General features: G+C 68.9%; 28 protein-coding genes, 1 tRNA gene and 1 riboswitch. Of the genes, 16 read left to right on the top strand and 13 right to left on the bottom strand.

The features are described 5' to 3' along the window. Positions 1–16 precede the first annotated feature (16 nt). Together NBY69_RS06030 and NBY69_RS06025 are read right to left on the bottom strand one after the other, a co-directional pair. On the bottom strand, positions 17–616 hold the full coding sequence (locus NBY69_RS06030; RefSeq protein WP_250298706.1) for an isochorismatase family protein: 600 nt from the start codon (positions 614–616) through the stop codon (positions 17–19). A gap of 247 nt (positions 617–863) precedes the next feature. Then, the gene (locus NBY69_RS06025; RefSeq protein WP_250298705.1) at positions 864–2,192 is read right to left on the bottom strand and encodes a nicotinate phosphoribosyltransferase; all 1,329 of its coding nucleotides are present in this window, start codon (positions 2,190–2,192) and stop codon (positions 864–866) included. A 165-nt stretch (positions 2,193–2,357) separates the two neighbouring features. On the opposite strand from NBY69_RS06025, the gene clpS reads away from it, so the two are divergent. From clpS to NBY69_RS05995, 7 genes are all read left to right on the top strand, one after another. Continuing rightward, positions 2,358–2,672 carry an ATP-dependent Clp protease adapter ClpS gene (gene clpS, locus NBY69_RS06020; protein WP_250298704.1) on the top strand — a complete coding sequence of 105 codons (315 nt, stop codon included), beginning with the start codon at positions 2,358–2,360 and terminating at the stop codon, positions 2,670–2,672. After that, positions 2,672–3,265, top strand: a complete 594-nt coding sequence (locus NBY69_RS06015; RefSeq protein ID WP_250298703.1) for a DUF2017 domain-containing protein — start codon at positions 2,672–2,674, stop codon at positions 3,263–3,265. The genes clpS and NBY69_RS06015 overlap by 1 nt, the downstream gene beginning before the upstream one ends. 350 nt (positions 3,266–3,615) lie before the next feature. Beyond that, complete coding sequence (locus tag NBY69_RS06010; RefSeq protein ID WP_250298702.1) at positions 3,616–5,043, top strand: amino acid permease; 1,428 nt, start codon at positions 3,616–3,618, stop codon at positions 5,041–5,043. A 134-nt stretch (positions 5,044–5,177) separates the two neighbouring features. Further along, positions 5,178–5,594 (top strand): Mov34/MPN/PAD-1 family protein, encoded by a 417-nt coding sequence (locus NBY69_RS06005; RefSeq protein WP_250298701.1) that lies wholly within the window; start codon positions 5,178–5,180, stop codon positions 5,592–5,594. Between the two features lie 103 nt (positions 5,595–5,697). Next, positions 5,698–5,814: a putative leader peptide gene (locus tag NBY69_RS37595; RefSeq protein WP_323136632.1), complete on the top strand. Its 117-nt coding sequence runs from the start codon at positions 5,698–5,700 to the stop codon at positions 5,812–5,814. Positions 5,815–5,906: 92 nt separating this feature from the next. Beyond that, positions 5,907–6,185, top strand: coding sequence for a MoaD/ThiS family protein (locus NBY69_RS06000; RefSeq protein WP_250298700.1), 279 nt, complete (start codon positions 5,907–5,909; stop codon positions 6,183–6,185). Positions 6,186–6,190: 5 nt separating this feature from the next. After that, positions 6,191–7,141: a PLP-dependent cysteine synthase family protein gene (locus NBY69_RS05995; RefSeq protein ID WP_250298699.1), complete on the top strand. Its 951-nt coding sequence runs from the start codon at positions 6,191–6,193 to the stop codon at positions 7,139–7,141. A gap of 137 nt (positions 7,142–7,278) precedes the next feature. Here the strand turns inward: NBY69_RS05995 and NBY69_RS05990 are convergent, their stop codons facing one another. After that, positions 7,279–7,779: a type II toxin-antitoxin system PemK/MazF family toxin gene (locus tag NBY69_RS05990; RefSeq protein ID WP_250298698.1), complete on the bottom strand. Its 501-nt coding sequence runs from the start codon at positions 7,777–7,779 to the stop codon at positions 7,279–7,281. Between the two features lie 187 nt (positions 7,780–7,966). Here NBY69_RS05990 and NBY69_RS05985 point away from each other — a divergent pair, with 187 nt between their 5' ends. After that, positions 7,967–8,719: an MBL fold metallo-hydrolase gene (locus tag NBY69_RS05985; protein WP_250298697.1), complete on the top strand. Its 753-nt coding sequence runs from the start codon at positions 7,967–7,969 to the stop codon at positions 8,717–8,719. A 29-nt stretch (positions 8,720–8,748) separates the two neighbouring features. Here the strand turns inward: NBY69_RS05985 and NBY69_RS05980 are convergent, their stop codons facing one another. Continuing rightward, positions 8,749–10,011, bottom strand: a complete 1,263-nt coding sequence (locus NBY69_RS05980; protein WP_250298696.1) for a PTS transporter subunit EIIC — start codon at positions 10,009–10,011, stop codon at positions 8,749–8,751. 301 nt (positions 10,012–10,312) lie between these two features. Between NBY69_RS05980 and NBY69_RS05975 the strand changes: the two genes are divergently transcribed. The 3 genes from NBY69_RS05975 (at position 10,313) to rdgB (ending at position 12,281) form a co-directional block, all read left to right on the top strand. Continuing rightward, entirely contained in the window at positions 10,313–10,561 is a 249-nt protein-coding gene (locus NBY69_RS05975) for a PTS glucose/sucrose transporter subunit IIB (protein WP_266645029.1), read from the top strand. A 162-nt stretch (positions 10,562–10,723) separates the two neighbouring features. Continuing rightward, on the top strand, positions 10,724–11,449 hold the full coding sequence (rph, locus tag NBY69_RS05970; RefSeq protein ID WP_250298694.1) for a ribonuclease PH: 726 nt from the start codon (positions 10,724–10,726) through the stop codon (positions 11,447–11,449). A 229-nt stretch (positions 11,450–11,678) separates the two neighbouring features. Beyond that, positions 11,679–12,281 (top strand): RdgB/HAM1 family non-canonical purine NTP pyrophosphatase, encoded by a 603-nt coding sequence (gene rdgB / locus NBY69_RS05965; protein WP_250298693.1) that lies wholly within the window; start codon positions 11,679–11,681, stop codon positions 12,279–12,281. 66 nt (positions 12,282–12,347) lie between these two features. Here rdgB and NBY69_RS05960 read toward each other — a convergent pair. The 5 genes from NBY69_RS05960 to bcp all read right to left on the bottom strand — a co-directional run bounded on the left by NBY69_RS05960 (position 12,348) and on the right by bcp (position 16,231). Continuing rightward, positions 12,348–12,423, bottom strand: a tRNA-Leu gene (locus NBY69_RS05960). Positions 12,424–12,432: 9 nt separating this feature from the next. Beyond that, positions 12,433–13,299: an HNH endonuclease gene (locus tag NBY69_RS05955; RefSeq protein WP_250298692.1), complete on the bottom strand. Its 867-nt coding sequence runs from the start codon at positions 13,297–13,299 to the stop codon at positions 12,433–12,435. Next, a complete protein-coding gene (locus NBY69_RS05950; protein WP_250298691.1) occupies positions 13,296–13,922 on the bottom strand; it encodes an HNH endonuclease in 627 nt (208 codons plus the stop codon). The genes NBY69_RS05955 and NBY69_RS05950 overlap by 4 nt, the downstream gene beginning before the upstream one ends. Positions 13,923–14,098: 176 nt before the next feature. Then, positions 14,099–15,595 (bottom strand): glycine betaine/L-proline transporter ProP, encoded by a 1,497-nt coding sequence (proP, locus tag NBY69_RS05945; RefSeq protein WP_250298690.1) that lies wholly within the window; start codon positions 15,593–15,595, stop codon positions 14,099–14,101. Between the two features lie 168 nt (positions 15,596–15,763). Beyond that, positions 15,764–16,231 (bottom strand): thioredoxin-dependent thiol peroxidase, encoded by a 468-nt coding sequence (gene bcp, locus NBY69_RS05940; RefSeq protein WP_250298689.1) that lies wholly within the window; start codon positions 16,229–16,231, stop codon positions 15,764–15,766. A 139-nt stretch (positions 16,232–16,370) separates the two neighbouring features. On the opposite strand from bcp, the gene NBY69_RS05935 reads away from it, so the two are divergent. The 3 genes from NBY69_RS05935 to NBY69_RS05925 all read left to right on the top strand — a co-directional run bounded on the left by NBY69_RS05935 (position 16,371) and on the right by NBY69_RS05925 (position 17,656). Continuing rightward, the gene (locus tag NBY69_RS05935; protein ID WP_250298688.1) at positions 16,371–16,697 is read left to right on the top strand and encodes a DUF3618 domain-containing protein; all 327 of its coding nucleotides are present in this window, start codon (positions 16,371–16,373) and stop codon (positions 16,695–16,697) included. Between the two features lie 125 nt (positions 16,698–16,822). Then, entirely contained in the window at positions 16,823–17,158 is a 336-nt protein-coding gene (locus tag NBY69_RS05930; protein ID WP_250298687.1) for a co-chaperone GroES, read from the top strand. 81 nt (positions 17,159–17,239) lie between these two features. Further along, a riboswitch (guanidine-III (ykkC-III) riboswitch) is annotated at positions 17,240–17,302 on the top strand. A 33-nt stretch (positions 17,303–17,335) separates the two neighbouring features. Then, positions 17,336–17,656: a multidrug efflux SMR transporter gene (locus tag NBY69_RS05925; protein WP_250298686.1), complete on the top strand. Its 321-nt coding sequence runs from the start codon at positions 17,336–17,338 to the stop codon at positions 17,654–17,656. Between the two features lie 32 nt (positions 17,657–17,688). On the opposite strand, the gene NBY69_RS05920 is transcribed toward NBY69_RS05925, so the two are convergent. The 3 genes from NBY69_RS05920 to NBY69_RS05910 form a co-directional block, all read right to left on the bottom strand. Continuing rightward, on the bottom strand, positions 17,689–18,042 hold the full coding sequence (locus tag NBY69_RS05920) for a hypothetical protein (RefSeq protein WP_250298874.1): 354 nt from the start codon (positions 18,040–18,042) through the stop codon (positions 17,689–17,691). An 8-nt stretch (positions 18,043–18,050) separates the two neighbouring features. Beyond that, positions 18,051–18,560 (bottom strand): SigE family RNA polymerase sigma factor, encoded by a 510-nt coding sequence (locus NBY69_RS05915; protein ID WP_250298685.1) that lies wholly within the window; start codon positions 18,558–18,560, stop codon positions 18,051–18,053. 606 nt (positions 18,561–19,166) lie between these two features. After that, positions 19,167–21,485, bottom strand: a complete 2,319-nt coding sequence (locus NBY69_RS05910; RefSeq protein WP_250298684.1) for a transglycosylase domain-containing protein — start codon at positions 21,483–21,485, stop codon at positions 19,167–19,169. A 207-nt stretch (positions 21,486–21,692) separates the two neighbouring features. On the opposite strand from NBY69_RS05910, the gene NBY69_RS05905 reads away from it, so the two are divergent. Both NBY69_RS05905 and NBY69_RS05900 read left to right on the top strand, forming a co-directional pair. Next, positions 21,693–22,493, top strand: a complete 801-nt coding sequence (locus tag NBY69_RS05905) for an ABC-2 family transporter protein (RefSeq protein ID WP_250298682.1) — start codon at positions 21,693–21,695, stop codon at positions 22,491–22,493. Continuing rightward, positions 22,462–23,289 carry an ABC transporter permease gene (locus tag NBY69_RS05900; RefSeq protein ID WP_250298841.1) on the top strand — a complete coding sequence of 276 codons (828 nt, stop codon included), beginning with the start codon at positions 22,462–22,464 and terminating at the stop codon, positions 23,287–23,289. Before NBY69_RS05905 ends, NBY69_RS05900 begins: the two co-directional genes overlap by 32 nt. Before the next feature lie 162 nt (positions 23,290–23,451). On the opposite strand, the gene NBY69_RS05895 is transcribed toward NBY69_RS05900, so the two are convergent. Beyond that, positions 23,452–24,150, bottom strand: coding sequence for a tectonin domain-containing protein (locus NBY69_RS05895; RefSeq protein ID WP_250298681.1), 699 nt, complete (start codon positions 24,148–24,150; stop codon positions 23,452–23,454). Positions 24,151–24,262 lie beyond the last annotated feature (112 nt).

Here is a 24,262-nt window from a genome sequence, read left to right as displayed (position 1 = left end):
GGCGTACGCGGTGGGCTCACGTGTTGGACGGGCTGGTGACCGGGCTGCCGGTCAGCTCCACCCCCGCGGCCCGCATCTCCTCCAGCGCACGGCCGGTGGTCGCCTCGGCGACCCCGGCCGTGAGGTCGAGCAGGACATGCGTCCCGAACCCCTCCCGCACCGCGTCGAGCGCCGTGGCCCGGACACAGTGGTCCGTCGCGATACCGACCACGTCGACCGCCGTGATCTCGCGGGCCCGTAGCCAGTCGGCCAGCGACACGCCGTTCTCGTCCAGGCCCTCGAAGCCGCTGTACGCCGCCGCGTAGGCGCCCTTGTCGAAGACGGCGTCGATCGCGCCGGACGCCACCGCCGGTGCGAAGTTCGGGTGGAAGCCCACCCCCTCCGTACCGGCCACGCAGTGCGCGGGCCAGGAGTGGACGAAGTCCGGGTTCCGGGAGAAGTGGTTGCCCGGGTTCACGTGGTGGTCGCGGGTGGCCACCACGTGGCGGTAACAGGCGGAGGACTGCCCGATCAGGTCCGTGATCGCGGCAGCGGTGTCCGCACCTCCGGTGACTGCGAGGCTGCCGCCTTCGCAGAAGTCGTTCTGCACGTCGACGACGATCAGGGCGCGGTGCATGGCGGGCTTCCTTCGCAGGTTCGGACGCAGGGGTTCGGGTGAGAGGTGCGGGTGCCGGGCTGCTGGCACGGAGTGCCGTCCGGCCTGGCCTTGCATTCCCGCTCACCAGTCGTTCATGCGTACTCGGCTGGTTCGTGCGTGCCCGGTTGATTCCCGGGCGCTCGGCCGGTTTCACACGTACGCGGTCGGTTCACCTGTGCTCGGTCGGTTCACACGTACGCGCTCGGTTCACACCTGCCGAGTCGGCTCACACGTACTCGGTCGGGATGACCGGCTCGCCGCGGGAGAGCTGGATCGCCGACATCGGCAGCGTGCCCCGGACCGTGAGGTGCCGCTCGCGCACCGTGTCCAGGGGCTCGCGTTCGATGATCTCGCCGTCCTCGACCAGCCGCACCAGGAGCTGCCGGTCCGCCAGTTCCACGGGCACCGGTCCGGTGCCGATCACCTCGGCCTCGGCGACCCCGTCGGCGTCGGTCCGGCGCGCGGCCCACTTGCGCCCGCCCCGCGACGTCTTGGCGCCCATCGACTTCTTCGCCACCGGCTCCAGCGGTGCGGCGGGGTCGGCGGAGGTGGCGCGGGCGACCAGCTTGTAGACCATGGAGCAGGTGGGGTGCCCGCTGCCGGTGACGAGCTGGGTGCCGACCCCGTACGCGTCGACGGGCGCCGCGGCCAGCGAGGCGATGGCGTACTCGTCGAGGTCGGAGGTGACCACGATCTTCGTGTCGGTCGCGCCCAGCGAGTCGAGCTGCTGGCGGACCTTGTGCGCGACGAGCAGCAGGTCCCCGGAGTCGATCCGTACCGCGCCCAGTCCGGGCCCCGCCGCCTCGACCGCCGTACGGACCGCTTCGGTCACGTCGTACGTGTCGACCAGCAGGGTGGTGTCCCGGCCGAGGGCGCCGACCTGGGCGGTGAAGGCCTGCCGCTCGTCGTCGTGGAGCAGGGTGAAGGCGTGCGCGCTGGTGCCGACGGTGGGGATCCCGTAGCGGAAACCGGCCGCCAGGTCGGACGTGGTGGAGAAGCCGCCGATGTACGCCGCGCGGGCCGAGGCGACGGCCGCCAGCTCGTGGGTGCGCCGGGCGCCCATCTCGATCAGCGGGCGCCCGCCGGCCGCCGCGTTCATCCGCGAGGCCGCGGCGGCGATGGCCGAGTCGTGGTTGAGGATCGAGAGGATCACGGTCTCCAGGAGGACGCACTCCGCGAAGGAGCCCTCGACCCGCAGGACCGGGGAGCCGGGGAAGTACACCTCGCCCTCGGGGTAGCCCCAGATGTCGCCGCTGAAGCGGTAGGAGGCGAGCCATTCGGCGGTGGGGGCGTCGACGACTTCCTGCTCGCGCAGGAAGCGCAGCTGGCTCTCGTCGAAGCGGAAGTTCTCGACGGCGTCCAGGACCCGTCCGGTGCCCGCCACGACGCCGTAGCGCCGCCCCTCGGGCAGCCGCCGGGTGAAGACCTCGAAGACCGACCTGCGGTCCGCGCTGCCGGCCTTGAGGGCGGCCTGGAGCATCGTGAGCTCGTACTGGTCCGTGAAGAGCGCTGTCGACGGCACATGCACCGGCAGGCCAAGGTCCGCAACGTTCACAACGGTCAACCTCGCACGTTCGTCCGGACCGGCCGGGCTGGTTCGGCCGGGAATCCGGGGGAGTCTCCCCAGGGGATGGGGCGTGCGAAGGATGCTACCCCCTATTTCGTCAGAGTGACGAGATGTGGCTACCGGTGTGTGCGCCGCCACTCCCGGGGTGGCAGCATGGGGGGCGTGAGTGTTGCTCCCGTAGAGATCGAACGTCCCGAATCGGCCGAGGAGGCCTTCGCCGTTCCCGAACCGGACGTGCCGTGGGTGACTCTCGTCCACAACGATCCGGTCAACCTGATGAGCTATGTCGCCTATGTCTTCCAGGCCTACTTCGGCTACTCGAAGGACAAGGCGCACAAGCTGATGCTCGATGTGCACCAGAAGGGCCGTGCCGTTGTCTCCAGCGGCAGCCGCGAGGAGATGGAACGCGACGTGCAGGCGATGCATGGGTACGGCCTGTGGGCCACTCTCACCCAGGACCGCAACTGATGGCCGGTCCGTTCGAGGCGATCAGCGGTGGCGGGGCGGCCATCGGGCTCGACGAGGTCGAGATGTCCATCCTGCGCTCGCTCGTCGTGCAGCTCCTGGAGCTGGTCGGCCCCGGCCAGGCTCCGGTCGAGGGGGAGGACCCGCTGGCCGAGCTGTTCGCCGAGGGGCCGAGCGAGCCGCCCGCCGACCCGGCGCTGGCCCGCCTCTTCCCGGACGCGTACGGCGAGAAGGAGCCGGACTTCTCCTCGGAGTTCCGCCGCTTCACCGAGAACGACCTGCGCGCGCGCAAGCGCGAGGACGCCCTGGCGGTCGTCCGGGCACTGGACGAGGCCGGCGCCCCGGCGGACGATGCGGCCGTGGGGCGGGGCGGGAGCGTCGTGGTGCTCAAGCTCTCCGCCGAGGACTCGCGCCACTGGCTCGGCGCGCTCAACGACCTGCGGCTGACCATCGGCACCCGTCTCGAAGTCACCGACGAGGACGAGGACGGGCAGTTGTACCGGCTGCCGGACGACGATCCGCGCAAGCCGATGGTGATGGCGTATCTCTGGCTCGGCGCACTCCAGGAATCGCTCGTGGAAACCCTTATGCCGTAATGCCTGCCCGCTTCCTCGGTAACGCCCCCGCTCTTCTCCCCGCTCAGGGGACGCTCAAATCCGGATAACGATGACGTCACCGCGGCGGAATGCTTTGGTCCGCCCGGTGCTCTTCGTCCGGTTCTTCCAGTGGCGTGGGTCACATTTCCGCTGGAAGATCGCTGTTGTCGCCGTGATAAATCTTCACGACCACTCGGGACGCCACCCCATCGTTCCCGAGGGCGTCAGGGCCTGAAAGCCGACCGACCGTCGGCAGCACTCCAGCCGGATTCCCGGGCTCTGCTCTCCAGGATCGTCACAGCCGGTCCGAGCCTCGTACGGCCGGGTCGGCATGGAGAAAGGCGCAACACATGACCTCAGTGCAGGTCGACAAGGAATTCGACGACAGCGAGACCGGGGACGTCACGTCGGGCGAGGGCTACCAGCGGGGTCTGGGGGCGCGCCAGATCCAGATGATCGCGATCGGCGGGGCCATCGGCACCGGCCTCTTCCTCGGTGCGGGCAAGGCGATATCGAAGGCCGGTCCCAGCCTCATCCTCGCCTACGCCATAGCCGGCCTGGTCATCTTCTTCATCATGCGGGCGCTGGGCGAACTGCTCATGTACCGCCCGGTCTCCGGCTCCTTCTCCGAATACGCCCGAGAATTCGTGGGCCCCTTCGCCGGATACGTCACCGGCTGGACCTACTGGCTCTTCTGGGTCGTCACCGGCATTACCGAAGTCACCGCGGCAGCCACCTACATGACCTTCTGGTGGAACATCCCCCAGTGGCTCTCGGCCCTGGTCTTCACACTGATCCTCTACGGCGTGAACCTGATCTCCGTAAAACTCTTCGGAGAGCTCGAATTCTGGTTCTCGATGGTCAAGGTCACCGCGATCATCGGCATGATCCTCATCTGCGCCGGCGTCCTCACCGTCGGTTTCTCCGACGCCGGTGACACCGCGAGCGTCACCCACCTGTGGGACCTCGGCGGCTTCTTCCCCAAGGGCATCACGGGCACCCTGATGACCCTCCAGATCGTGATGTTCGCCTTCCTCGCCGTCGAACTGGTCGGTGTCACCGCGGGGGAGTCCAAGAACCCGAAGACGGTCCTGCCCAAGGCGATCAACACCGTGCCGTGGCGCATCGCCGTCTTCTACATCGGCGCACTCGTCATGATCCTGTCGGTCGTCCCCTGGACCTCGTTCCAGCCCGGCGTCAGCCCCTTCGTCGCGGCCTTCCAGAAGATGGGCCTGAGCCTCGGCGCCGCCATCGTCAACTTCGTCGTCCTGACCGCGGCGCTCTCCTCCTGCAACTCCGGCATGTACTCCACCGGCCGGATGCTGCGCGACCTGGCACTCAACGGCCAGGGCCCGAAGGCCTTCACCACCCTGACGAAGAGCGGCACCCCGCTGGTCGGCACCACGGTCTCCGCCGCGCTGATGCTCGTCGGCGTCTGGATCAACTACCAGTGGCCCGGCGACGCGTTCACCTACGTGGTGTCCTTCGCGACCATCTCCGGCATGTGGGCCTGGATCATGATCCTGGTCTGCCAGATCCGCTACCGCGCGAAGTCGGACCGCGGTGAACTCCCGAAATCCAGCTTCCGGGCCCCCGGCGCCCCCTGGACCAGCTGGTTCTCGCTCGGCTTCATCGGCCTGGTCATCGTGATGATGGGCATCGACAAGGACGCCAGGATCTCGCTGTACTGCGCCCCGCTCTGGGCCGCGATCCTCGGCCTCTCCTACCTGGTGCTGAAGTCCCGCAACCCGGCAGGCGCGGCCTTCAACAAGCGCTGATCACCGACAACTTCTCAGCATGTGGGCTCCGCCGTACCGAACTCCGGTACGCCGGAGCCCACCCGTCGCCCACCGCCACCCTGCCTGACGCGCTCCACGCGGCCCCCTTGGTCCTGCTGCTTATCCTGAACAGCATGCTGACCCTTACCCAGGCCCTGTACGACCAGATCGTGGCGCACGCCCGCGCCGACCACCCCGACGAGGCGTGCGGCATGGTCGCGGGCCCGGCGGGCACCGACCGCCCCGAGCGGTTCATCCCGATGCTGAACGCCGCCCGCTCGCCCACGTTCTACGAGTTCGACTCGGCGGATCTGCTGAAGCTCTACCGCGACCTGGACGACCGCGACGAGGAACCCGTCATCGTCTACCACTCGCACACCGCGACCGAGGCCTACCCGTCGCGCACCGACGTCAGCTACGCGAACGAGCCCGGCGCCCACTACGTCCTGGTCTCCACCGCCGACACCGACGGCTCGGGACCCTTCCAGTTCCGCTCCTACCGGATCCTCGAAGGCGTCATCACCGAGGAAGAAGTGAAGATCGTCCAGTGACCGCCCGACGGCTTCCCGGTGATTGTCCAGTAGGCGGACCGATCGATCCCGCATACCGAGATCACACTCGGGTTCACGGGACGGGAATCGATACGATGAGCCCATGGTTCCCCCTGACGTGAGCGAAAAGACGCCGAGCGCCCTGCTGCTCGTTTCGCGGCTGCACGTCGACCTGTGCCGTCTCGCGAGCGCCATCTGTCCGCGCCGCGCTGCCGTCTGAGCCGCGGCCCCGCGTACGCACGACGCACCATCCTTCGGCACCACACGCGCTCTGCCGCGCCCTCCGCCTCACCACCCGACAGGAGCCCAGCCATGGCCATCGAGGTCCGCATCCCCACCATCCTCCGCACCTACACCGACGGCGCCAAGGCCGTCGAAGGCAGCGGTGACACCCTCGCCGACCTGTTCGCCGACCTCGAATCCCGGCACAACGGCATCCGCGAGCGCATCGTCGACGGCGACCAGCTCCGCCGCTTCGTGAACGTCTACCTCAACGACGAGGACGTCCGCTTCCTCGACGGCATCTCCACCAAGCTGGCCGACGGCGACAGCGTCACGATCCTCCCGGCCGTGGCCGGCGGCATGGTCTGAGCCCGATGCGATACGACTCCCCGCTTGCGGCGGTGGGCAACACCCCGCTCGTACGGCTCCCGCGCCTCTCCCCGTCGGACGACGTCCGGATCTGGGCGAAGCTGGAGGACCGCAACCCGACCGGTTCGATCAAGGACCGCCCCGCGCTCCACATGGTCGAACAGGCCGAGAAGGACGGCCGGTTGACACCCGGCTGCACCATCCTGGAGCCCACCTCGGGCAACACCGGCATCTCGCTCGCGATGGCGGCCAAGCTCAAGGGCTACCGCATCGTCTGCGTCATGCCGGAGAACACCTCGCAGGAACGGCGCGACCTGCTCACCATGTGGGGAGCGGAGATCATCTCCTCACCGGCCGCGGGCGGTTCCAACACCGCCGTGCGCGTCGCCAAGGAAATTGCCGCCGAGCACCCGGACTGGGTGATGCTCTACCAGTACGGAAACCCGGACAACGCGGGCGCGCACTACGCGACCACCGGCCCGGAGATCCTCGCCGACCTGCCCTCCGTCACCCACTTCGTCGCGGGCCTGGGCACCACCGGCACCCTGATGGGCGTCGGCCGCTTCCTGCGCGAACAGGTGCCCGGCATCCGCATCGTCGCCGCCGAACCGCGCTACGACGACCTGGTGTACGGCCTGCGCAACCTCGACGAGGGGTTCGTCCCCGAGCTGTACGACGCCTCGGTGCTCACCACCCGCTTCTCGGTGGGCAGCGCGGACGCGGTGACCCGCACCCGTGAACTCCTCCAGCAGGAAGGCATCTTCGCGGGTGTCTCGACGGGCGCGGCACTGCACGCCGCGATCGGGGTCGGGAAGAAGGCCGTACAGGCGGGGGAGACGGCGGACATCGTCTTCGTCGTGGCCGACGGCGGCTGGAAGTACCTGTCGACCGGGGTCTACACGGCGCCGACGACGGAGGCCGCCATCGAGACCCTCCAGGGCCAGCTCTGGGCGTGAGTCGTTCCCGGCCGCCGGAGGGAGTGGAACCGGACTTCCCCGGCGGCCGAGGAGTGCGACAGCGGAACTCCCTCAGCCGGTTACCGCGCCCAGCCGGTTGCCCCGCCTCTCAGCCGGTTACCGCGCTTCTCAGCCGGTTACCGCGCCAAGTGCCGCACCCGGTCCCACAGCGCCGCGTCCGCGGCCCCCGCCCGCCGCCGGAATTCCGCCACCGGCACATCCCGCAGCTCGTCCGTCTCCAGGAAACTCGCCCGGCCCTGCACGTCCCCCACCGTTCCGGGCGGCAGCGCGATCACCCCGGGCCGCTCCTCGTGGTGCTTGCTGGTGATCTTCGCGACCAGGGCCGCCTTCCCCCGTACCGACAGCACCAGACAGGGCCGGTCCTTGCCGCCCGGCCCGTCCTCGTACGGCACGAACGCCCACCAGATCTCGCCCGCCACCGGCAGCCGCCCCGGCGCACGCCCCCGGTCCGAGGGCCGCTCCGTCCGGCGCCCGGGACCGCGGCCACCTCCCGGCCTGCCGGGAGGCCGCGTCCGGCCGTTCGACCGGCGCCCGCCCCGGGCCCGCCCGTCGACGACCGAGGCGACCAGGGCGATCAGTACGACGACGATCAGGGCGAGCAGCCAGCGCGTATCCATGCACCCGACCGTACCGGCGCGCCCCGCAGCGCCGTGCACGGCCGTGCGGCCCACCCGAACCGGTGACAGCGCGGGTGAGTTCCCCCACAACGGCCCTCCGTGGAGGAGCGACCGCCGCTCCCGCGCCTTAGGCTCGACAAACCGCTCGACCCCCGTCGCCCGGCCCGTCCACGGAGGTTCCGACTCCATGAAGCTCACCGTCGTCGGCTGCTCGGGGTCGTTCCCCTCCGCGGAATCGGCCTGTTCGAGCTACCTAGTAGAGGCCGACGGCTTCCGGCTGCTCCTCGACATGGGCAACGGCGCCCTGGGTGAACTGCAGCACTACTGCGGTCTCTACGACCTCGACGCCGTCTTCCTCAGCCATCTCCACTCGGACCACTGCATCGACATGTGCGCGTATTTCGTCGCGCGCTACTACCGGCACGACGGCGGACGCTGCCCCGCGATCCCGGTGTACGCGCCCGAGGGCGCGGCCGAGCGGCTGACCACGGCGTACGCGGACACGCCGTCGTCCTCCTCGATGGGCGAGGTCTTCGACTTCCACGACCTGAAACCGGCGTCGTTCGACATCGGACCGTTCTCCGTACGCACGGAGGAGGTCTGCCACCCGGTCGAGTCGTACGCCATCCGCATCGAGCACGGCGGCTCCTCGCTCACGTACTCCGGGGACACCGGCGTCTGCGACTCCCTGCACGACCTGGCGACCGGCACGGACCTGTTCCTCTGCGAGGCGTCCTTCACCCACGGCAAGGAGGACGTCGCCGACCTCCACCTCAACGGCCGCGAGGCCGGCGCCCACGCGGCGCGCGCCGGGGTGGGCCGCATGGTGCTCACCCACATCCCGCCGTGGACGGACGGCAAGCGCAACCTGGCGGACGCGCGGGCGGTGTACGACGGGCCGGTGGAACTGGCCCGGCCCGGCGCGGTGTACGAGATCTGAGCCTCCGCCCCCCGTCGGTCCGCCGGGGGCTACGCCTTCGTCACGTCGTCGACGTCGTCGTCCGGTTCGCGCCCCGGCGTCATCACGTTGAACTTGGTGATGACGAAGCGGAAGACCACGTAGTACACGACCGCGAAACACAGCCCGATCGGAATGATCAGCCAGGGTTTCGTGTCGAGGTGCCAGTTGATGACGTAGTCGATGAGCCCGGCGGAGAAGCTGAAACCCGCATGGACCCCGAGGGCCCAGGTGATCCCCATCGAGGCACCGGTCAGCAGCGCGTGCAGGCCGTACAGCAGCGGCGCCGCGAACATGAACGAGAACTCCAGCGGCTCGGTCACCCCGGTGACGAACGACGTCAGGGCCACCGAGATCATCAGGCCCGTCACCTGCTTGCGGCGCTCCGGCCGGGCGCAGTGCGCGATGGCCAGCGCCGCGGCGGGCAGGCCGAACATCATGATCGGGAAGAACCCCGACATGAACTGGCCGGCACTCGGGTCGCCCGCGAAGAAACGGGTCAGGTCACCCTGCACCCCGGTCCCGTCCGGCTTGGTGTAACTGCCTGCCTGGAACCAGAAGAAGGTGTTCAGGAACTGGTGCATACCGATCGGGATGAGCAGCCGGTTGGCGACACCGAAGATCGCCGAGCCCCAGGCGCCCAGGTCGATCAGATGCTTCGCGAACCAGGTCAGCGCGTCACCGACCGGCTGCCACAGCAGCCCGAACGCCACCCCGAGCACGACACAGATGAAGGCCATCAGGATCGGGACGAGCCGCCGGCCGTTGAAGAAGCCGAGCCAGTCGACCAGCCGGGTGCGGTGGAACCGCTGCCAGACGATCGCGGTCAGCAGCCCGATGAGGATGCCGCCGAGCACCCCGGGGTTCTGTGGGGTGCCGTTGGGGAGCGCCTTGGTGACGCTGCCGCCGATCGGGAAGGCGCCCAGGACCCCGTGGTAGACGAGGAAGCCGACGACCGCGGCGAGGGCCGTCGAGCCGTCCGCCTTCTTGGCGAAGCCGATCGCCACGCCGATGCAGAAGAGCAGGGGCAGCCCGAAGGCCCCGTCGAGGATCGCGTTGCCCCCGGCCAGGAAGACCTTGGAGGTCTTGTCCCAGAAGGCGCCGTGCAGGTAGGCGGAGAAGAGGTTGCCGAGACTGACGAGCAGACCTGCGGCGGGCAGTACGGCGACCGGTAGCTGAAGGCTGCGTCCGACCTTCTGGAGCCCCTGGAACAGGCCGTTCCACCACTTCTTCGCCGGCACGTTCTGTGGCACGGCCGCGCTGCTGGTGCTCATTCGGCGTCCTCCTGGCGTCGGCCTGTCGGGCGATCCGCCGCACGGAGGCGGGCCCCCGGCACGGCGTGCGCCGGCGCCGAGCCCCGGGCGCGGCACCCGTGATCGTCAGCTTGCGATCCGGTGCCGTTTCACGCTCGTATAACTGGTCCAAACGTGCGTTACCGTAACCAAACGGACAGAGCGGCGAATCGCCGGATCGCCGGGTTGCCGGTTCACAGGCTCGCCGGATCGCGAAGAGACGTGTCGCGAACGGACACCTCGCGAACGGGCGCCTCGCGAAGAGACATTCACACGAAGAGACATTCAGGAGTCGGACATGGCCACCAAGGCTGAGAAGATCGTCGCCGGGCTCGGCGGACTCGACAACATCGAAGAGATCGAGGGCTGCATCACCCGGCTGCGCACCGAGGTGGCGGACCCCTCCCTGGTCGACGAGGCCGCGCTCAAGGCCGCGGGCGCCCACGGGGTGGTCAAGATGGGGACCTCGGTCCAGGTCGTGGTCGGCACCGACGCCGACCCGATCGCGGCCGACATCGAAGACATGATGTGAGCCGCGTGTGAGCCGCGGAACCACCGGGCCGCCGGGCGACTGACCCGCCCGGCGGATCACCGACACGGGAAGGGCCCGTTCGGGGCACCGAAAGGCGTCCCGGACCGGCCCGTCCGCAGCCGCCCGGCACCCCTCCCCACCGCGGCCGATAGGCTCGGCCCCATGTCTCGTATCGACGGCCGCACCCCCGAAGCGCTCCGCCCGGTCACCATTGAGCGCGCCTGGAGCAAGCACGCAGAGGGCTCTGTCCTCATCTCCTTCGGCGACACCAAAGTCTTCTGCACCGCCTCCTTCACCGAAGGAGTCCCGCGCTGGCGCAAGGGCAGCGGGGAGGGCTGGGTCACCGCCGAGTACTCGATGCTCCCGCGCTCCACCAACACCCGCGGCGACCGTGAGTCCGTACGCGGCAAGATCGGCGGCCGTACGCACGAGATCTCCCGGCTGATCGGCCGTTCGCTGCGCGCGGTCATCGACTACAAGGCGCTCGGCGAGAACACGATCGTGCTGGACTGCGATGTCCTCCAGGCCGACGGCGGCACCCGTACGGCCGCGATCACCGGCGCGTACGTCGCCCTCGCCGACGCGGTCACCTGGGCCCAGTCCAAGAAGCTCATCAAGTCGGGCCGCAAGCCCCTCACCGACACCGTCTCCGCGGTCAGCGTCGGCATCGTCGACGGCGCACCGCTGCTCGACCTCTGCTACGTGGAGGACGTGCGCGCCGAGACCGACATGAACGTCGTCTGCACCGGCGACGGCCGTTTCGTGGAGGTCCAGGGCACCGCCGAGGCCGAGCCCTTCGACCGCAAGGAGCTCAACGCCCTGCTCGACCTGGCCACCGCCGGCTGCGCGGACCTCACGGCGCTCCAGGTCGAAGCGCTCGGCAAGTAGAACCGAGGCCCCGGCGGCCGAACCGGGGCTTCGCGCCGCGGCTCTCGGCAGCCAGGACCGGAACTCCCGGCAGGCGGAGCCGAAGCAACCCACCGCGGCGCCCCGTGCGTCCGTACGGCACGGGCGCACGGGTCGAACCGTGCGCCCGTCCGCATCACACGCAACACCGGCGGGCGCCCGGCGCCTGCCGAGGCACCCGGCTGATCCCGGCGGGCCCGATACTGGACCCATGACCCGTCTGATCCTCGCCACCCGCAACGCCGGGAAAATCACCGAGCTCGAAGCGATCCTCACCGACGCGGGCCTGCCCCACGAACTGGTCGGCACCGATGCGTACCCCGAAGTCCCGGACGTCAAGGAAACGGGGATCACCTTCGCCGAGAACGCCCTGCTGAAGGCCCACGCCATGGCGCGGGCCACCGGCCTCCCGGCGGTCGCCGACGACTCGGGCCTCTGCGTCGACGTACTGAACGGCGCCCCCGGCATCTTCTCGGCCCGCTGGGCCGGCACCCACGGCGACGACGCGGCGAACCTCCGTCTGCTGCTGGCTCAGCTGTCGGACATCGAAGCCCCGAACCGCGGCGCCCACTTCGCGTGCGCGGCGGCGCTGGCCCTCCCGGACGGTACGGAACGGGTGGTCGAGGGCCGCCTGCTGGGCACCCTCCGCCACGTCCCGGCCGGATCGGGCGGCTTCGGCTACGACCCGATCCTCCAGCCGGCGGGCGAGACGCGAACCTGCGCGGAACTGACCGCGGGGGAGAAGAACGCGATCAGCCACCGGGGGGAGGCGTTCCGGGCGTTGGTGCCGGTGGTGCGGGAGCTGTTGGGCTGAGTTCGCACCGTAAGCCTTCAACAGTGAACCCCCTTCGAATCGAAGGGGGTTCACTGGATTCACCCGTAGGCCCGGTGGGATTTGAACCCACGACACACCGGACCTAAACCGGCGCCCTCTGGCCAGACTGGGGTACGGACCCGCGTCAACCTTACTGTGCCCCGTGGCGTAGGTGCCAAGTGGTCGCGTCCCGTGGTCCGCGGCCGGCGAACGTACCCGTTTGACTGTGACATGACGGACACAGGTACCTGAGGTTCTCGCGACGGTCGTCCAGCCGGTCGCCGTTGATGTGGTCGATCTCCAGCACCAGTCGTCTGCCCTGCCAGGTGTCACCGATGCCGCACTCGGCGCAGATGTGCGGGACGTCCAAGTCGTCGAGCGCGCGCCGCAGTTTCACGGTTCTCGTCCGGGGCGAACCAGGGGCTCGTTGCCGCAGGATTTCGTCGGCGGATCCCCGGAGGGGTGAGACTTTGCCACCGGCGTGTCCCTGGCCGGTGAAGTGCTCGGTGGAGATCCCGTGGGCGGCAAGGCTTCTGCTGACACGGGCCCTGGCAGCACCCGAGTTCTCCTGCCCGAGCTCCTTGAGAACGCCGGCCAGGCTGACGGACCGGGCGACCACTGTGGCGAGTGGCTCACGGGGAAGTACGGACGGGCCGTGCTTGCGTCCACTGAGGAAGTGCGATGTGTCGATGCCGAAGCGTTCGAGTTTGGTGCTGATGAGTCCGTACGGGCAGTCGCTCGGCGGATAGCCCAGGTACTCCATCATTTCCCGGATGCTGTACGAGTGGGCGGCCGCGTCTTCGAGCAGTTGCCGCGAGTAGCTGCGTCTTTCGCGTACCGGGAGCGGCTCGTCGGCGAAGTGCGATGTGTCGATGCCGTAGTGCTCCAGTCTGAGGCGCAGATAACGCAAGGTGCGTGCGCCCATGGGGGAGTTCAACCGGCGCATCAGGTCCACGAGGCTCGTGGAGACGGCCGCGGTCCTGGCCAGCAGATCACGGGGATACCTCGCTGTGCTCATGCCGCTGCTCGCCGCCTGCGTCCGCGATAAGTGTCCGTAACCGCATGGCAGTTGGGACACATGAGCCGCAGGTTCTCGGGAGCGTTGTTCCACCATTCGCCGTTGATGTGGTCGACTTCGAGGCGGAGAGGCCGGTTGTTCCATTCCGGGCCGGTCCCGCACGCGGCGCAACGCTCCGTTATCCCCATCCGCAACAACTCGCGGCGCAGGCGTTCACCGGGGACTCTGCCTTCGTCGCGAGACCGGACCGTCAGGATCTGGACCCGCGAGCGCTGAGGACCTCCGCTCCGGCGTTCGGTGAAGTGCGAGATGTCGATTCCGTACGACTTGATGCGACGGCCGATGTGGGTGTGGTTCCCGCCGACCGGGTTGATGCCCAGATGGCAGAGAACTTCCCGGATGCTCTTCGAGGCAGCGACCGCAACGCGGAGCTTCTCCTCGGTGTGTCGCACCCACCGGTCCGGGAAGTGGCATGTGTTCACACCGGCCTCGGTCATTTTTCTCCGCAGATAACGTCGGCTGCCCGGTGTCGCTGTGCCCCCGCACCAGCGCACCGCGTCGTCCCAGTTGCTTGTCTCGCGAGCTGCCTCCTCCAGCAGCTCGCGGGTGTACCTCGTCGGCACGGTTCCACTCCGTCCCGGTCGCGCGTTCGCGACCTCGTACGGAGTAACGATCCGCTGATCGGACCGTCACGTCCGGAAAGCGGAGCGGCCCGTACCGGGTGGCGGCGGCGGTACGGGCCGGTGCGGGAGGGGGCCGTGGGAGGGGGCCGGGAGGGGAGTCGCGGGTGGGGCCGGGTTCAGAAGCGCGGATCCGGTGTCTGGGACTCCACGATCTCCGCCGCCTCCTCCTTCGTCTCCACCGACGGCGGGGAGCCCTCCAGCGGCTGCTGGGCGGTCTCCTTCATGCACAGCACCGCGACCACCCCCACCAGGGCCGCCACCATCGCGTAGTAGGCGGGCACCAGCTTGGATCCGGTCAGGCTGATCAGGGCGGTGATCACCAGGGGGGTCGTACCGCCGAACAGGGACGCCGAGAGGTTGTAGCCGACCGACAGCGAGCCGTACCGCACGTGGGTCGGGAACAGGGCGGGCAGTGCCGCCGACATCGTCCCCAGCAGGCAGACCAGCGAGAGGCCGAGCATCAGCATGCCCGCCACGATCGCCGGGACGGAGCCCTGGCGGATCAGCAGGAATGCCGGGAGCGACAGGAAGAAGAAGCCGAGCATGCCGGTCATGAGCAGGGGCTTCCGGCCGAAGCGGTCACTGAGCTTGCCGACCTGGTTGATGATCAGCATCAGGCAGACCATGACACCCAGCAGGATCAGCAGGCCGTGCGTCTCGCCGTAGTGCAGTTCGTCCGTGAGGTACGTCGGCATGTACGACAGCAGCATGTAGTCCGTGATGTTGTACGCGCCGACCAGCGCGATGCACAGGATCAGCGACGGCCAGTAGTCGCGGAAGATCTTGCGGAGGTCGCCCTTCGCGGAGGTCTCCACCCCGTCGGCCGCCTCGCCCGCGTGGACGCTCTCGCCCTCCAGTCGCTGGAAGGCCGGGGTCTCGTCCAGCCGCAGCCGCAGATAGAGACCGACCAGGCCCAGCGGGCCCGCGACCAGGAACGGGATGCGCCAGCCCCAGCTGTTCATCCCGTCGTGGCCGAGGAGCGCGGTCATCAGCGTGACCAGACCCGCCGCGCCGACGTACCCGGCCAGCGTGCCGAACTCCAGGAAGCTGCCGAAGTAGCCGCGGCGCTTGTCGGGTGCGTACTCCGCGATGAAGGTGGAGGCGCCGCCGTACTCGCCGCCGGTGGAGAACCCCTGCACCAGGCGGAAGAAGATCAGCAGGACCGGGGACCAGAATCCGATCGCCGCGTACGAGGGGAGGATCCCGATCGCGAAGGTGCCGATCGCCATCATGATCATGGTCATGGCGAGGACCTTCTTGCGGCCGATCTTGTCTCCCATCGGCCCGAAGACCATGCCGCCGACCGGGCGGATCAGGAAGGCGACCGCGAAGGTGGCGAACGACGAGAGCAACTGGACCGTGCTGCTTCCCGAAGGGAAGAAGACATGGCCGATGGTGGCCGCCAGATAGCTGTAGATGCCGAAATCGAACCACTCCATGGCATTACCGAGAGAGGCCGCTTTGACCGCGCGCTTGATGGCGGCTTCGTCGGTCACCGTGATATCGGTGCGGCGCAGTCGCGGGTGCTTCCGGCGGTTGATGATGCGGTAGAGGTCGCGATGGCGCTTGACCGCCTCGGGGTCGGCCGCGGTCTCCCTGCCGTGGTCCGCCATGGTTTCCGTCCTCTCTCTGGGCATACAAAAACACGCAAGAGGAACTTCTGCACGGCGATGGTGGCCGCAAACCAAGGTCCCGGGTAATGGGACCTTGGTCACGCATTCTCGGTGGAGCCCGGCAGGACTCGGCGTTACCCGGCGGTACTCAGCGGATGTCGGCCCGGATCAGAGGCCGAGATCCTTGATGATCTTGGCTACGTGGCCGGTGGCCTTGACGTTGTAGAGGGCCCGCTCGACCTTGCCCTCCTCGTCGACGATCACGGTCGACCTGATGACTCCGGTCACCGTTTTGCCGTAGAGCTTCTTTTCCCCGAAAGCGCCGTACGCGGTGAGTGTCTCCTTGGACGGGTCACCGACGAGCGTGACCTTCAGGGACTCCTTCTCGCGGAATTTCGCGAGCTTCTCCGGCTTGTCCGGCGAGACGCCGATGACGTCGTACCCGGCGCCTGCCAGAAATTCGAGATTGTCGGTGAAGTCGCAGGCCTGCTTGGTGCATCCGGGGGTAAGCGCAGCCGGGTAGAAGTACACGATGACTTTGCGGCCCTTGTGGTCGGCGAGGGAAATCTCCTTGCCGTCCGCGTCGGGCAGAGTGAAGGCGGGAGCGGTGTCGCCGGGCTGGAGTCGCTCGCTCATCAAGGTCTCCTCGGGAGGGTGCGTGGGCCGTGAGGTACGGATGGGGCCGAGCGTAATAGGGGTGCCGCGGGGTGCGTTCCCGTTGAAGCTGACAGACTGTCGAGCAACGACTACCGGACACGACCACGGAGGCAGCGCAGTGTCGGATGCCACGGATGCCAGGACCCCGGCGCAGATCCAGGCCGACATCGAGACCCGGCGCGCGGATCTCGCGGACACGCTGGACGAGATCGGTGTGCGGCTGCACCCCAGCACGATCGTGGGGGACGCGAAGGCCAAGGTCGCCTCTGCCGTCGACCAGACCGCGGGGCGGGCCTTCGTCGCGCTGAACAGGGCCGCGAACGGGGTCCGGGCCCAGTTCGTCTCGGACACCGGCGCTCCTCGGCTGGAACGGGTGATTCCGGTGGCGCTGCTCAGCGTGGGTCTGATCGGGCTGTGCGTGTCGTCCAAGCGCTGCAAGAAGTGAGCCCGGAGGCGAGCCGGGACGTGGGGCGGGACGTGGGCCGAGAAGCGGTGCGCGCACTGCATCCGCTCGCACCGGGCTCCACCCTTCGGTGAACGGCAGGCCCGCGGCCAGGTAGGTTCGAGCCCGTGAGCGAGAACACCCACGACGACAAGCTGCCCATCCGGATGCTGCACGACCGCGTGCTGGTCAAGTCCGACAGCCCGGAGGGCGAGCGGCGCTCGGGCGGCGGCATCCTGATTCCGGCGACGGCCGCGGTCGGCAAGCGGCTGGCCTGGGCCGAGGTGGTGGCGGTCGGGCAGAACGTCCGCACGGTGGTCCCCGGCGACCGGGTGCTGTACGACCCGGAGGAACGCGCCGAGGTCGAGGTCCGGGGCGTGGCCTACGTCCTCATGCGGGAGCGCGATCTGCACGCCGTGGCGTCGGAGCGGGTCTCCGACGACTCCACCGGGCTGTATCTGTAGCGGTATCCGCAGCAGTGTCCGTAGCTGGTCAATGGCCCGTGAGTCGGCCCATGGCCTGTGAGCTGGTCAATGGCCCGTGGCGGTTTGCTACGGTGGAACGAACCCGACGAGACGCGCCGTACCGGGCAGCAAAGACGACGCACCCCCTGTTGATCCGTCTCACGGAGGTTCGTCGTCATGGCTTGGGTTCTGCTCATCGTTGCTGGTCTGCTCGAAGTGGCCTGGTCGATCGGGATGAAGTACACCGAAGGTTTTACGAGGCTGTGGCCCAGCCTCTTCACTGGCGCGGGCATCGTCGTGTCCATGCTGCTGCTCTCGCAGGCGGCCAAGACCCTGCCGATCGGTACCGCGTACGGCGTCTGGGTGGGGATCGGCGCGGCCGGTGCGGCGGTGTTCGGCATGGTCCTGCTCGGTGAGCCCGCCACCGCGGCCCGGATCTTCTTCGTCTGCCTGCTGCTGGTCGCCGTCGTCGGCCTGAAGGCGACCAGCGGTCACTGAGATCTTGTCCGTTCCCTCAGCCCGCCGTTCGGCTACCAGGCGGGCGAGGGAACGCCCGCCGGGTTCGCGGGAGCGGTCACGGGTGTCGGCGTGCTCGGCGGGCTGGGGCTCGGCGAGGGGGGCGGCGTGGGTGCGGGGCTGTCCACCGTGCCCAGGGGCGGCGCCGGATGACGGTCGGCGTCCGTGCCGGGCAGATGGACGGCCGCGGTGACCGCCAGTGCCGCCACCACCAGCGCGGTGGCGGCCGAGATCGTCGTACGACGGCGCCGGATCCGGCGCCCGCCCCGGACCACCGCATCGGTGACGTTGGGCAGCTGCGGTTCCGCCGATGCGTCGAGGATCGCCTCGAAGGCGACGCGCATCGCACTGTTCCCCTGCTCGTTCATCCGCTCCTTCACCTCCCGCTCGTTTCGGTGGACAGGTCTTCGACGATCCGGCGCAGTCGGGCGAGCCCTCGGGCGCTCTGGCTCTTGACCGTGCCAGGTGTCACCCGCAGTGCCTCCGCGGTCTGTTCGACGGTCCAGTCCTCCCAGTACCGCAGCACCAGCACCGCCCGGTAGCGGGGCGGGAGTTCCATCAGCGCCGACCGCATCACCAGGCGCATCTCCGGTACGTCCGCCTCGGCGGACGGCAGATCGGGCACGTCCTCCACCGGCTCCTCACGCCAGAGCGCCTTGCGGTACTGGTCGATGAAGGTGCGGGTGAGGATGGTGCGTGCGTACGCCTCCACGTTGCCGTCCCGGCGGACCCGGCCCCAGGCCGCGTAGAGCTTCATCAGCGTGGTCTGGGTCAGGTCCTGCGCCTGGTGCCAGTCTCCGCAGAGCAGGTACGCGCTGCGCCTCAGCGATGCCTGCCGGGCCTCGGCGAACTCCCGGAACTCCCGCTCCCGGACTGCTTCTCTCACCTGCCACCTTCCGCTGGACCCGCCCCCGTCCCTACGTATGTACGTGGAGTTGTCCGGGCAGGTTGCATGCGCGGCGGGAATTGTTTTTCCGGGATTCCGTGCAACCTGTCGGGAGCCCGGTCCCGTACTCCTCTCATGCAAGGGCCTCAGCCCGGTCGAACAGCTGAGGATCCGGTCAACCCCCGTTGAGAGGGAACTGCTTTGACGATTCACAAGAGGACCCGTCCGGCCAGCCGTACCCGCCGTCTGTTCTTCGGCATTGTTGCCGGAGGCGCGGTGGTCATCGCGGGCGGCTCCGCCGCCGTCGCCGCCACGTCTGTCCCTGCCCCGGTGCACGCTCGCCAGCCGGTGCGTACTGCGGCTGCGGCTCCGGCTCCGGCCCATGTCTCGACCCCGGTGCCGCCTCGTGTCCCGAGCGCGGTTCCGGCGCCTGTGCCGCCTCGTGTCCCGAGCGCGGTTCCTGCGCCGGTCCCGCCTCGTGTCCCGAGCGCGGTTCCTGCGCCGGTCCCGCCTCGTGCTCCGAGCGCGGTTCCGGCCCCGGTCCCGCCTCGTGTACCGACCGCGGTTCCGGCCCCGGTCCCCGCACGCTGACCTGATCAGCCGGGATCAGCCGGTGCCGCCCCCGTCGCCGTTCCCCGGGGTGAGGCCTCCGCCGCCGTTGGTGCCGCCGCTCGTTTCGGTGCCGCCGCCGGTGAGTCCGCCGATGACGCCGGTGCTCTCGCTCGGTGTCTCGGACGGTACGGACGGGGGCGGCGACGACGGGTTGCCGGACCCGGTGGGCGACGGTCCCGTCGCGCTGGCGCTCGCCGAGGGCGACGCCGACCCCGACGGGGATGCGGAGGACGACGCCGGGGTCGGCAGCGCGTCCTGGCTCGCACCCGCCTGGAGATCGAGGGTGAAGGGCGTGGCCCGGGTGTTCTTGAGCGCGGCTGCCGTGTACTGGCCCCAGATCTGCGCGGGCGCGCCCCCGCCGTTGACGCGGGGCAGGCCGAGCGCCCCGTACAGCGGCTTCTGTACGCCGGTGTCGGGGTCCTGGCCCATCACCGAGATCACGGTCGACAGGTCGGGCGTGTAGCCCGCGAACCAGGCCGCCTTGTCGTCCTCCGCGGTACCCGTCTTGCCCGCGGCGGGGCGGCCCGCCGATTTGGCCGCGGTGCCCGTGCCGCTCTCGACGACGCTCTTCAGGATCGACGTGGTGGTGTCGGCGGACTGCCGGGTGACGGCCTGCACGGTGCTGTTCGCCGGCAGGGCGACCTTCGCGCCGTTCTTACTGATCGAGTCGACGATGGTGTACATCCCGTGCCTGCCGTGCCCGGCGAGGGTCGCGTACGCCTCGGTCATGTCCAGCACGCTGGCGGTGGACGGGCCGAGCGCGATGGACGGGTAGGGGTTGAGGTCGGGGGTGTTCTTGGGGATGCCGAGGTCGGTCGCGGTCTGTTCCACCTTGGCGGGGCCCACGTCCTCGGCCATCTGTGCGTACACGGCGTTGACGGACTTGTCGGTGGCCGTGCTGACGGTGATGTTGCCGTAGGAACGGCCGTCCTCGTTGCCGGGGGCGTAGCCGGTGGGCCCGTTGGGGCCCTGCACCATGCGGTGGTCGGTGCCGTCGTAGATGGTGTTCGGGGTGATCCGGCGCCCGTCCTGGGTGGTCGACCGGTTCTCGACGGCGGAGGCGAAGACGAACGGCTTGAAGGTCGAGCCGACCTGGTAGTCGCGGCGGGTGGCGTTGTTGACGTACTGCTTGGTGTAGTCGATCCCGCCGTACATCGCGACGACCCGGCCGGAGTCCGGCTCCACCGAGGCGCCGCCCACGCGGACATTGCGGTCGGCGGTGCGGCTCTTGCTGAGTTTGCTGTTCACCTGGTCGTCGACGGCGGTGACCAGTGCGTCCTGTTTCGGTTTCTGGATCGTGGTGGTGATGCGGTAGCCGCCGGTGGCCAGGGTGTCCTCGTCGAGGATCTTGTTGCTGGTGAGGTACTCCTTGACGGCCTGCACGAGATACCCGCGCTGTCCGGAGAGCCCCGACGCGCCCTTGATCTTGCCGGGTACCGGGAACTTCTCGGCGGCGCGGTCGGATTGGCTGAGCCACTTCTTCTTGACCATGCCGTCGAGCACGTAGTTCCAGCGGGCCACCGCCCGGGTCTTGTTCTCCGGGTGCGCCACGACGTCGTACGCGCTGGGGGCGTTGAGCAGCGACGCGAGATAGGCGCCCTGTGCGACGTCGATGTCCTGGATGTTCTTGCCGTAGTACGCCTGGGCCGCGGCCTGGATGCCGTACGCGTTGCGCCCGAAGTAGCTGGTGTTCAGATAGCCCTCGAGGATCTGGTCCTTGGTCTCCTCCCGGTCGAGCTTGATCGCGATGAAGAACTCCTTGGCCTTGCGGCTGAGGGTCTGCTCCTGGCCGAGGTAGTAGTTCTTGACGTACTGCTGCGTGATCGTCGAGCCGCCCTGCGTGCCCTTGCCGGTCAGGGTGTTCCATGCCGCGCGGATCATGGCCTGGGGGTCGACGGCGCTCTCGGAGTAGAAATCACGGTCCTCCGCGGCGAGCGCGGCACGCTGGACGTCGAGGGGGATCTGCGCGAGCGGGACGTTCTCCCGGTTGACCTCGCCGTCGCGGGCCATCTCGGTGCCGTCGGCGTAGAGGTAGACGTTGCTCTGCGCGGTGGCCGCCTTGTTGGCGGGCGGGATGTCGACGAGGTTGTAACCGGCGATGAAGCCGCCGACGAGCAGCAGGACGATCACCACGACGCCGCCGAGGACCATGCGCCAGGTGGGGATCAGGCGGCGCCAGCCGTGCCGCTTGGGACGCTTGCGCTTCTTCCCCTTCTTCCCGGGTGCGGCACTGGTGCCGTCGGGTGGCGGGGCGCCGCCGTCGAGCGGTTCCCGCGGGGTCCAGCCGGGCTGCTGTGGCTGCTCGTCGCTCACTGTTTCTCCAGCGTCCGGCACAAGAGTGTCGTATCGGGGCAATCGTGTGGTACGCCAATAAAACACTGTTGCGGTGCCCGGTTCGAACTGGGTGGTCAATTCGGTCGCGGCGTGCGACCCCCTTGGACTAAGGTCATCCGCTTCGGTGCAGGGCCGTTGAGGGGAAGCGGCCGGGGTGGCGGGCGGGGCACGGGTGGGGGAAGTCACATGCGGGTGTACGCGGTCGTGGCCGCGGGGGGATTCAGACGCTTCGCGACCTACCGGGTGGCGACGGCGGCCGGGGTGTTCACCAACACCGTGTTCGGTTTCATCCTGGCGTACACCTACATCGCGCTCTGGGACGAGCGTCCGCACCTCGGAGGGTACGACCAGGCGCAGGCCCTCACCTACGTATGGCTCGGCCAGGCGCTGATGACGACGATGGCGCTGCTCGGCGGTGGCCTGGAGGACGAACTGGTCGAGCGGATCCGCACCGGTGACATCGCGATCGACCTCTACCGCCCCGTCGACCTGCAACTCTGGTGGCTGGCAGGTGACTTGGGGCGCGCCGCGTTCCAGTTCCTCGGCCGTGGCGTGGCGCCGATGGTGCTGGGGGCGCTCGCCTTCCACCTCGCGCTGCCGACCAACCCTTTCGTGTGGCTCGCGTTGCTGGTCTCACTCCTCTTCGGGGTGATCGTCAGCTTCGCGATCCGCTATCTCGTGGCACTGTCCGCGTTCTGGCTGATGGACGGCGTGGGCGTCGCGCAGATGGCGGGGATCGCCGGAATGTTCTTCTCCGGGATGGTGCTGCCGCTCAACCTCTTCCCCGGTCTCCTGGGCGAGATCGCACGGCTGCTGCCCTGGTCGGTGCTGCTCCAGGTGCCGGCCGACATCGCCCTGGGCAAGCGGACCGGCTGGGGCCTGGTGACGGCGTACGCCTTCCAGCTCGGCTGGGCGGTGGTGCTGCTCGGCGCCGGTCGGCTGCTCCAGTCCGCCGCTGCCAGGAGGGTGGTGGTGCAGGGTGGCTGACGGGCTGCGCGCGTACCGGCTGATCGCCGGGATGTGGATCCGCTCGACGATGACGTACCGGGCGTCGTTCGCGATGACGGCCTTCGGGAACTTCGCCGCGACGGGTCTGGACTTCGTCGCGATCCTGCTGATGTTCTCGCACGTGACGCGGCTCGGCGGCTATTCGCTGGGCGAGATCGCGTTCCTGTACGGCTCCGCCTCCACCGCCTTCGGCCTCTCCGACCTGGTGATGGGCTCGATGGACCGGCTGGGCCGCCGGATCCGCGACGGCACACTGGACACCCTGCTCGTACGCCCGGCCCCGGTGCTCGCCCAGGTCGCCGCGGACCGCTTCGCGCTGCGCCGGCTGGGCCGGATCTCCCAGGGCCTGCTGGTCCTCGGGTATGCGCTGCTGGCCCTCGACATCGACTGGACACCGCTGAAGGTGGCGATGGTGCCGATGATGGTGCTCAGCGGCGGGGCGATCTTCGCGGCGGTGTTCGTGGCGGGCGGGGCGTTCCAGTTCTGGGCGCAGGACGCGTCGGAGGTGCAGAACTCCTTCACGTACGGCGGGGTGACGCTGCTCCAGTACCCGCCGACGGTGTTCGCCAAGGACCTGTTGCGCGGGGTGACGTTCGTGGTCCCGCTGTCCTTCGTCAACTGGCTGCCCGCGCTGTACGTGTTGGGCCGCCCGTATCCCCTGGACGTCCCGCACTGGTGGGCGTTCGCGCCGCCGGTGGTGGCCGCGGTGTGCTGTGCGCTGGCGGGGGTGGCCTGGCGGTACGGGCTGCGGTCGTACCGGAGCACCGGGAGCTGACGGCCGGGCCGCCGGCGGGGCTCCGGGCCGTGTGGGCGCGGACGGATCACGACCCCGGCGCCGTCCCGTGGGGGAGGGCGCCGGGGCCGTTCGCGGACGACCGGGAGGGGAAGGGATCGCGCCCCGAACCGGTTTCGCCGCAGCGGGAGTTGGGGACTCGGATCAGCTTGGCTGGTCCCCGGTGTACCGGTAGATCTCACCGTTCTTGTTGACGTGCCACACGGTGCCGTCGGCACCGGCGCCGATGTCGCTGGCGTTGCCGGGGATCTTGATCCAGGGGTTGGCGTCGTTGTTGGTGTACCGGTAGATGCTGCCGGCGGAGTCGACGCCCCATACGTTGGTCCTGGATCCTGCCGAGATGCGGACCAGGCTGCCGGAGATTCCCACCCAGTTGGTGGTGGACTGGTCTCCGGTGTACCGGTAGATCTGGTCGTTCTTGTTGACGCCCCATACGGTGCCGTCGGCGGCGGCGCCGATGTCGCTGAGGGACCCGGGGATGTTGATCCAGGGGTTGGCGTCGTTGTTCGTGTAGCGGTAGATGCCGCCGCCCGAATTCACCCCCCATACGTTGGTCCTGGATCCTGCCGAGATGCGGACCAGGCTGCCGGGGATGCCCACCCAGTTCGTCGTGGACTGGTCTCCGGTGTACCGGTAGATCTGGTCGTTCCTGTTGACGCCCCATACGGTGCCGTCGGCAGCGGAGCCGATGTCGCTGAGGGACCCGGGGATGTTGATCCAGGGGTTGGCGTCGTTGTTCGTGTAGTGGTAGATGGCGCCGGCGGAGTTCACACCCCATACGGTCGTTCTGGATCCTGCCGAGATGGCAGAGAGACCGCCTGCGACCTTCACCCAGTCAGCCATGTCGAACTCGCCTTCTGTCGGCACCGATGCTTGCGGGGACATCTTTGGCAGTCGGACGAGTACGCCAAACAGGTTGATAAGTGGATCAATTACAAATGCATCTGAAAATAGG

The sequence above is a fragment of the Streptomyces sp. A 4/2 genome, assembly GCF_940670765.1.
GTDB lineage: Bacteria > Actinomycetota > Actinomycetes > Streptomycetales > Streptomycetaceae > Streptomyces.
Note: the sequence above shows the minus strand (reverse complement) of the source record. Positions and strands in the feature narration are given on the sequence as shown.

What these genes read in the sequence shown, in the direction of transcription:
- NBY69_RS05925 (WP_250298686.1), top strand. Translation starts at nt 17,336, where the DNA reads ATGGCTTGGGTTCTGCTCATCGTTGCTGGTCTGCTCGAAGTGGCCTGG.
- NBY69_RS05995 (WP_250298699.1), top strand. Translation starts at nt 6,191, where the DNA reads ATGCGATACGACTCCCCGCTTGCGGCGGTGGGCAACACCCCGCTCGTA.
- rdgB (WP_250298693.1), top strand. Translation starts at nt 11,679, where the DNA reads ATGACCCGTCTGATCCTCGCCACCCGCAACGCCGGGAAAATCACCGAG.
- NBY69_RS05990 (WP_250298698.1), bottom strand. Translation starts at nt 7,779, where the DNA reads ATGGATACGCGCTGGCTGCTCGCCCTGATCGTCGTCGTACTGATCGCC.
- NBY69_RS05980 (WP_250298696.1), bottom strand. Translation starts at nt 10,011, where the DNA reads ATGAGCACCAGCAGCGCGGCCGTGCCACAGAACGTGCCGGCGAAGAAG.
- NBY69_RS06000 (WP_250298700.1), top strand. Translation starts at nt 5,907, where the DNA reads ATGGCCATCGAGGTCCGCATCCCCACCATCCTCCGCACCTACACCGAC.
- NBY69_RS05895 (WP_250298681.1), bottom strand. Translation starts at nt 24,150, where the DNA reads ATGGCTGACTGGGTGAAGGTCGCAGGCGGTCTCTCTGCCATCTCGGCA.
- clpS (WP_250298704.1), top strand. Translation starts at nt 2,358, where the DNA reads ATGGGGGGCGTGAGTGTTGCTCCCGTAGAGATCGAACGTCCCGAATCG.
- NBY69_RS06030 (WP_250298706.1), bottom strand. Translation starts at nt 616, where the DNA reads ATGCACCGCGCCCTGATCGTCGTCGACGTGCAGAACGACTTCTGCGAA.
- rph (WP_250298694.1), top strand. Translation starts at nt 10,724, where the DNA reads ATGTCTCGTATCGACGGCCGCACCCCCGAAGCGCTCCGCCCGGTCACC.
- NBY69_RS06005 (WP_250298701.1), top strand. Translation starts at nt 5,178, where the DNA reads ATGCTGACCCTTACCCAGGCCCTGTACGACCAGATCGTGGCGCACGCC.
- NBY69_RS05905 (WP_250298682.1), top strand. Translation starts at nt 21,693, where the DNA reads ATGCGGGTGTACGCGGTCGTGGCCGCGGGGGGATTCAGACGCTTCGCG.
- bcp (WP_250298689.1), bottom strand. Translation starts at nt 16,231, where the DNA reads ATGAGCGAGCGACTCCAGCCCGGCGACACCGCTCCCGCCTTCACTCTG.
- NBY69_RS06015 (WP_250298703.1), top strand. Translation starts at nt 2,672, where the DNA reads ATGGCCGGTCCGTTCGAGGCGATCAGCGGTGGCGGGGCGGCCATCGGG.
- proP (WP_250298690.1), bottom strand. Translation starts at nt 15,595, where the DNA reads ATGGCGGACCACGGCAGGGAGACCGCGGCCGACCCCGAGGCGGTCAAG.
- NBY69_RS05985 (WP_250298697.1), top strand. Translation starts at nt 7,967, where the DNA reads ATGAAGCTCACCGTCGTCGGCTGCTCGGGGTCGTTCCCCTCCGCGGAA.
- NBY69_RS06010 (WP_250298702.1), top strand. Translation starts at nt 3,616, where the DNA reads ATGACCTCAGTGCAGGTCGACAAGGAATTCGACGACAGCGAGACCGGG.
- NBY69_RS37595 (WP_323136632.1), top strand. Translation starts at nt 5,698, where the DNA reads ATGGTTCCCCCTGACGTGAGCGAAAAGACGCCGAGCGCCCTGCTGCTC.
- NBY69_RS05920 (WP_250298874.1), bottom strand. Translation starts at nt 18,042, where the DNA reads ATGAACGAGCAGGGGAACAGTGCGATGCGCGTCGCCTTCGAGGCGATC.
- NBY69_RS05955 (WP_250298692.1), bottom strand. Translation starts at nt 13,299, where the DNA reads ATGAGCACAGCGAGGTATCCCCGTGATCTGCTGGCCAGGACCGCGGCC.